The sequence below is a fragment of the Inquilinus limosus MP06 genome (genome assembly GCF_000767795.1).
GTDB lineage: Bacteria > Pseudomonadota > Alphaproteobacteria > DSM-16000 > Inquilinaceae > Inquilinus > Inquilinus limosus_E.
Map to the genome: position 1 here is coordinate 1 of NZ_JANX01000424.1, position 5,698 is coordinate 5,698.

Below are 5,698 nucleotides of genomic sequence, written 5' to 3' on the forward strand. Positions count from 1 at the left end.
GCTCGCTGACCCTGATGACCGCGATCCTGGCCGAGAGCGACTGCCTGACCCTGCTGGCCCGGTCCCAAGCCCGTCTTGAGCTGCGGGGCGCGCTGGTGACGCTGCCGGTCCGCCTCGATTCGCGGCCACGGATGGTCGGGACCACGATCCGCTCCGGCTGGCTGCCGACCCGGGTGCAGCGCCGCTTCCTGACGCTGCTGCGCCAGGAATGCCGCCGCGCCGCCGAGGGCGCCTAGCGCCGGGCCACCAGCACGGCGCCCAGCACCAGCAGCACCGCGCCGAGGATCGGCAACGCCTGGGCAGACAGCGCCGGGGCGCCGGGCTTCAGCTGGTCCGCCGCCAGCCCGGCGACGAGCTGGCTGGCCACCAGCACGGCGATGGTCGGCGCCGCGCCCAGCCGCTGGTAGCCGAGGATCCCGGCGAAGACGAAGAAGGAGCCGAGCAGGCCCGGCAGCAGGGCCCAGGGGCGCAAAGCCGATGCCGCCTCGGCCACGCCGCCCGGGCCGGCGCGCAGCAGCAGCAGGGACAGCAGCAGCGTCAGCCCGACGGCGGAGTTGGCCACCAGCGCCACCAGCACGGTCGGGGCCGACAGCGTGATCCGCACCATCAGCAGGTTCTGCAGCACCAGACAGATTCCTGCCGCGGCCAGCAGCGCGACGGTGGCGGGGGCGCCCATCAGCGCGGCTCCCCCGGATCGCCGCGGCCATCGAGCCGCAGCTGCAGGAAGGCCAGGTCGAGCCAACGGCCGAACTTGGTGCCAACCTCGCGCAGCACCCCGGCCGGCTCGAAGCCGAGGCTCTCATGCAGCCGGATCGAGCCGGCGTTGCCCGCCTCGATGCCGGCGACCATGACATGCTTGCCCAGCGCCGCGGCCCGCACGATCAGTTCCCGCATCAGCGCCCCGCCGATGCCGCCGCCGCGCCGGTCGCGGCGGACATAGACCGAATGCTCGACCGTGTGGCGGTAGCCGTCCCAGGCGCGCCAGTCGCCGAAGGAGGCGTAGCCCGCCACCTGTCCGTCATCATCGACCGCCACCAACACCGGATAGCCCAGGCGCCGGCGGTTGGCCAGCCAGGCGGCGCGGTCGGCGGCGTCGACCACGGTCTCGTTCCAGATCGCCGTCGTGTGCAGCACGGCGTCGTTGTAGATCTCGAGGATGCCGGGAACGTCCCCGGCCTCGGCGTCGCGGATGCGCATCTCACTCTGCCTGCGGTTCTCAGCAAGCTCCCACTATCGCCCGCCCCACCGCATTGGGCACTTTAGTGATACGCGCAGCACCTATGGTCCACTATAGTAGACCGCACCATGAGCCCTGATGGCATCGACCGGCGCATCGGCGCCCGCATCCGCATCGAGCGCGAGAGCCGCGGCTGGTCGCTGTCCGACCTCGCCGCCCGCGCCGGCATCTCCCGCGCCATGGTGTTCAAGGTCGAGCGCGGCGAGAGCAGCCCGACCGCCAACCTGCTGGGCAAGTTGTCCGGCGCCTTCGGCCTGAGCATGTCGACGCTGATGGCACGGGCCGAGATGCAGCAGGGCCGGCTGTCGCGGAAGGCCGATCAGCCGGTGTGGACCGACCCGCAGACAGGCTATCTGCGCCGCCATGTCTCGCCGCGCACCGACCTGCCGCTGGACCTGGTGCGGATCGAATTGCCGGCCGGGCGCGAGGTGCCGATGCCGGCCTCGGCCTACGCCTTCCAGCGCCAGCTGATCTGGGTGCTGGAGGGGGAGCTCGTCTTCGTCGAGGGGACCGTGCGGCACGAGATGGCGGCCGGCGACTGCCTGGAGCTGGGCCCGCCGGTCGGCTGCGTCTTCCGCAACGACAGCGGCCGACCCTGCACCTATGCCGTGGTGGTGCTGCGCCAGCCGTGAGCGGCGTCAGGGTCCGGCGAGCGGGAAGCCCTGGAACGGCTTGATCTCCTTCAGCACGAACATGGTCTGCATCTCCTTGATCCCCGGCAGACGGCGGACCACGGCCATGGCGAAATCAGCATAGCTGTCGAGGTCGGGGGCGACGACCTGCAGCAGGAAGTCCGAATCGCCGGCGATGCTGTAGCAGGCCACCACCTCGCGGATCTGGCGGACGCTCTCCGAGAACTCCTCCGCCTCCTCGGCGCTGTGGCTGTCGATCCTGACCCGGATGAAGGCGAGGACGCCGAGGCCGATGCGCCGCCGGTCCAGCACCGCGCGGTAGCCCTGGATCACCCCCTCCTCCTCCAGCTGCCGCACCCGGCGCCAGCAGGGCGAGGTCGACAGCCCGACCGCGGCCGACAGCGCCTGGTTGGTCAGGCGGCCGTCCTGCTGCAGGGCGGCGAGGATGCGAAGGTCGACCGGCTCGAGCAAGCTGGACATGATCTACCTGGATGCGGGGCAATATGGGTAGATCTTACCGAAATCATCGGCTCCAGCACAATCATAGGCAGGATCATCCAGCGGACGGGCGCTATCCTTCCAGGCGCATCCATCGCCCATGAAAGCCGCCATGACCCAGGATTTGCGCCTCGCCATCGTCGTCAACCCGGAGCTGCCGGTGGGGCTGATCGCCAACACCGCCGGCGCCATCGCCATCGGCCTGGGCGCCACGGTGCCGGCCCTGGCCGCGCGGCGGCTGACCGACCGCGGCGACCGCAGCGTCGACATCATCTCCAGCCAGCCCGTGCCGATCCTGCAGGCCGACGCGGCGGCGATCAGGGCGCTGATGCTGAAGGCGCTGGCCCAGTCCGGCGAGCGCGCAGTGGTGCCGTTCCCGGCCTTCGCCCGGTCGCAGCATGTCTATGCCGATTACGAGGCCGGCTTCCCCGGCCGCGACTTGGCCGAGGAGACGATCGACGGCCTGGGCCTCGCCGGCCCGGCGAAATGGGTCCGTTCCCTGACCGGCGCGCTGAAGCTGCTGCGCTAGGCCGCCGGCTACGCCTGCGCCGCCAGAGCCCGGGAGAGCTCGCCGACCGTACGGCTCCGGAGGACCAGCTCAGAGGGCACCTCGATCCCAAGCTTCTCCCGAAGGCCGGAAGCGAGCTGCACCGCCAATATGGAATTCAGGCCGCAGTCCGGGAGATTCCTGGAGAGGTCGATATCCTTGGCCTCCATGTCCAGGAGAGGAGCCAGGAGATCCCGGGCGGCGGCCTGAATCTGCTCTTGGGTCGGCTTGGCGCCGTTCGCCATGACCTTATTCCTTCCTTTCAATGAAAAAGACTGCGGTCGCCGTGGCGTCCGCGACGCTTCCGCAAATATTGCCACCCCACTTAAGCAGAAACTAGTAAATTACACGACACCATACAATTGCACTTCATATCGCTCAAATATCTACTCTATTTCAATGAAATTGAGGCAATGCGCGGAACATAACTTCTTGTTCAACTCCGAAGTCGAGCGATCCGCCTTGCCGGCCGGGACAGCCAATCGCTCCGATGCCGCCGGTGATGCCGACGTGACGACATCCGGCACGATTGACGCGAATTTGCGCAATTTCCTACGATGCCGGCATATCTGACGTCATCGCCCTGTATCGCCCCCGGCCAATTTGCGGCCGCTCCGGCCGGGCGTCCATTTTCAAAGGAGATAGGAATGACCATCCCAGGCACCCTGGACAAGAGCGGCCTTCCGTTCACGCCGGAACAGGACGGCATCTATGTCAGCTATCCCGCCCCAGGATACCAGAGCATCTATTACAATGGCGGAAACGAGACCTACCTGAATGACGGATACGCAATATCATCGGTACAAACGGCAAAGATAGAATTTACGGACAGGCCGGCAATGTCATCAATCACTTCAACGGATTGGCCGGCAACGACATCCTATACGGCCATGGCGGCGACGACTATCTGGACGGCGGCGCCGGAGACGATATTCTCTGGGGCGAAACCGGCGCTGATACGCTGATCGGCGGCGACGGCAGCGATATGGTTTATTACCACCTGAGCCCCGCCGCCGTGACGATCAACCTGTCGACCGGGGCGGCCAGCGGCGGCGATGCCGAGGGCGACTACCTGACCGGCATTGAGGAAGTCGTCGGTTCCGACTGGAACGATGTCCTGACCGGCGATGCGGGCGTCAACCGGTTGCTCGGCAGCTATGGGGACGATGTTCTCAACGGCGGCGCCGGGGCCGACCAGCTCTACGGGCACGATGCCGGCGCGGTCCACCCCTCCGGCGTCGACCGGGTGGAGTACGCGACCTCCCTGGCCGGGGTGACGGTGAACCTCGCCACCAACGTCAACACCGGCGGCGACGCGCAGGGCGACGAGCTCTACGGAATCCAGAATCTCGGCGGATCGGATTTCGCCGACAGCCTGACCGGCGATGCCGGCGCCAACACGCTGTGGGGCCATGGCGGCAACGACGTCGTCGCAGGGGGCGCCGGCAACGATGCCCTCTATGGCGAGGCCGGGGCCGACACGCTGCAGGGCGGCGACGGCGACGACCTGCTGATCGGCGGCGACGGGGCCGATGCGCTCAACGGCGGGGCCGGCAACGATACCGCCAACTACGCCGAGGCCGGCGCCGCGGTGACGCTGGGCCTTGCCAGCGGCGGGACCGGCGGGGTCGCGGCCGGGGACAGCTTCACCGGCGTCGAGAACGTGCTGGGCTCGGCCTTCGACGACGCTATCCGGGGCGACGCGGGCGCCAATGTGCTGCGCGGCCTGGTCGGTGCGGACCGCCTGTATGGCGGTGACGGCGCCGATACCCTGACCGGCGATGCCGGCAATGATTCCCTCTACGGCGAGGCCGGGGCCGACACGCTGCAGGGCGGCGATGGCGATGACTGCCTGACGGGGGGCGCCGGGGCCGATGCGCTGAACGGCGGCAACGGCACCGACATCGCGATGTACGATTCGGCGACGGCGGCGGTGACGGTCAACCTCGCCACCGGCGGCAGCGCCGGCGACGCCACGGGCGACACCTACGGCGGCGTCGAGAACGCGATGGGATCGGCCTATGCCGACACCATCACCGGCAGTGCCGGCGTCAACGCGCTGTGGGGCCAGGCCGGGAATGACGTGCTGAACGGAAGCGGCGGCGCGAATGCGCTGAAGGGCGGCCTCGGCGCCGACATCTTCGTCTACACGGCGATCTCCGACAGCACCGTGGCGGCGGCCGGGCGGGACAGCATCAACGACTTCTCGCATGTCGAGGGCGACCGCATCGATCTCGGCGCCATTGACGCCGACGGCAACGCCGGCAACGGCGACACCGCCTTCACCTTCCTCGGCAGCGGCGACTTCACCGGGGCGGGGCACGAGGTGCGCCTGACCTTCAGCGGCGGCGTCCAGATCGTGCTGGCCGATGTGAACGGCGACAAGGTCGCCGACATGGCCGTCGCCGTCACCAGCGCCACCACCCTGGTCGCGGGCGACTTCGTGCTGTAGCGATTCCGGCTCCGCCGCCGGAGACCGGCGGCGCGTCGAAAAACCGCCTGCGCCGACGGGCCTGGCCCAGCCATGGCCCCGCCGGCGTTGCTGGAGCAACGGCATGGCATCCGAGATCGCGATCCGCACCGCGCTGCCGGAGGACCGGAGCATCCTCGGCGCCCTGAAGCTGCGCGCCTCGCTGGCCTGGGGCGACCATGCCGAGGCGCTGCGGGCGATGCCCGAGGCGCGCGAAGTCCCCGCCGAGCATCTGCCGGCCGCCATCATCGCGGAACTGGACGGCGCGATCGCCGGCTTCGCCACGGTGCTGCCGCGCGACGATGGCGGGGCTA

At 69.1% G+C, this 5,698-nt stretch carries 10 protein-coding genes; 6 read left to right on the plus strand and 4 right to left on the minus strand.

Going from position 1 to position 5,698, the window contains the following annotated elements; translation table 11 throughout:
* The coding region (locus tag P409_RS39230) for a type 2 periplasmic-binding domain-containing protein (RefSeq protein ID WP_034844844.1) at positions 1 to 236 on the plus strand (236 nt) is incomplete at its 5' end.
* Here the strand turns inward: P409_RS39230 and P409_RS24785 are convergent.
* Positions 233 to 676, minus strand: coding sequence for a DMT family transporter (locus P409_RS24785; RefSeq protein WP_034844845.1), 444 nt, complete (start codon positions 674 to 676; stop codon positions 233 to 235). The genes P409_RS39230 and P409_RS24785 overlap by 4 nt on opposite strands.
* Entirely contained in the window at positions 676 to 1,197 is a 522-nt protein-coding gene (locus P409_RS24790) for a GNAT family N-acetyltransferase (protein ID WP_034844847.1), read from the minus strand. The genes P409_RS24785 and P409_RS24790 overlap by 1 nt, the downstream gene beginning before the upstream one ends.
* Positions 1,198 to 1,305: 108 nt before the next feature.
* On the opposite strand from P409_RS24790, the gene P409_RS24795 reads away from it, so the two are divergent.
* Positions 1,306 to 1,869, plus strand: a complete 564-nt coding sequence (locus P409_RS24795) for a helix-turn-helix domain-containing protein (protein ID WP_034844848.1) — start codon at positions 1,306 to 1,308, stop codon at positions 1,867 to 1,869.
* A 6-nt stretch (positions 1,870 to 1,875) separates the two neighbouring features.
* On the opposite strand, the gene P409_RS24800 is transcribed toward P409_RS24795, so the two are convergent.
* On the minus strand, positions 1,876 to 2,349 hold the full coding sequence (locus tag P409_RS24800) for an Lrp/AsnC family transcriptional regulator (RefSeq protein WP_034844849.1): 474 nt from the start codon (positions 2,347 to 2,349) through the stop codon (positions 1,876 to 1,878).
* Positions 2,350 to 2,479: 130 nt separating this feature from the next.
* Here P409_RS24800 and P409_RS24805 point away from each other — a divergent pair, with 130 nt between their 5' ends.
* Complete coding sequence (locus tag P409_RS24805) at positions 2,480 to 2,896, plus strand: DUF2000 domain-containing protein (RefSeq protein ID WP_034844850.1); 417 nt, start codon at positions 2,480 to 2,482, stop codon at positions 2,894 to 2,896.
* Between the two features lie 8 nt (positions 2,897 to 2,904).
* On the opposite strand, the gene P409_RS24810 is transcribed toward P409_RS24805, so the two are convergent.
* Positions 2,905 to 3,159, minus strand: coding sequence for an acyl carrier protein (locus P409_RS24810; protein ID WP_034844851.1), 255 nt, complete (start codon positions 3,157 to 3,159; stop codon positions 2,905 to 2,907).
* A gap of 402 nt (positions 3,160 to 3,561) precedes the next feature.
* Between P409_RS24810 and P409_RS39235 the strand changes: the two genes are divergently transcribed.
* The 3 genes from P409_RS39235 to P409_RS24820 form a co-directional block, all read left to right on the plus strand.
* Positions 3,562 to 3,879, plus strand: a complete 318-nt coding sequence (locus tag P409_RS39235) for a hypothetical protein (RefSeq protein WP_161790467.1) — start codon at positions 3,562 to 3,564, stop codon at positions 3,877 to 3,879.
* Complete coding sequence (locus P409_RS24815; protein WP_034844853.1) at positions 3,777 to 5,366, plus strand: calcium-binding protein; 1,590 nt, start codon at positions 3,777 to 3,779, stop codon at positions 5,364 to 5,366. Before P409_RS39235 ends, P409_RS24815 begins: the two co-directional genes overlap by 103 nt.
* A 103-nt stretch (positions 5,367 to 5,469) precedes the next feature.
* On the plus strand, positions 5,470 to 5,698 hold a 229-nt coding region (locus tag P409_RS24820; protein WP_202964799.1), incomplete at its 3' end, for a hypothetical protein.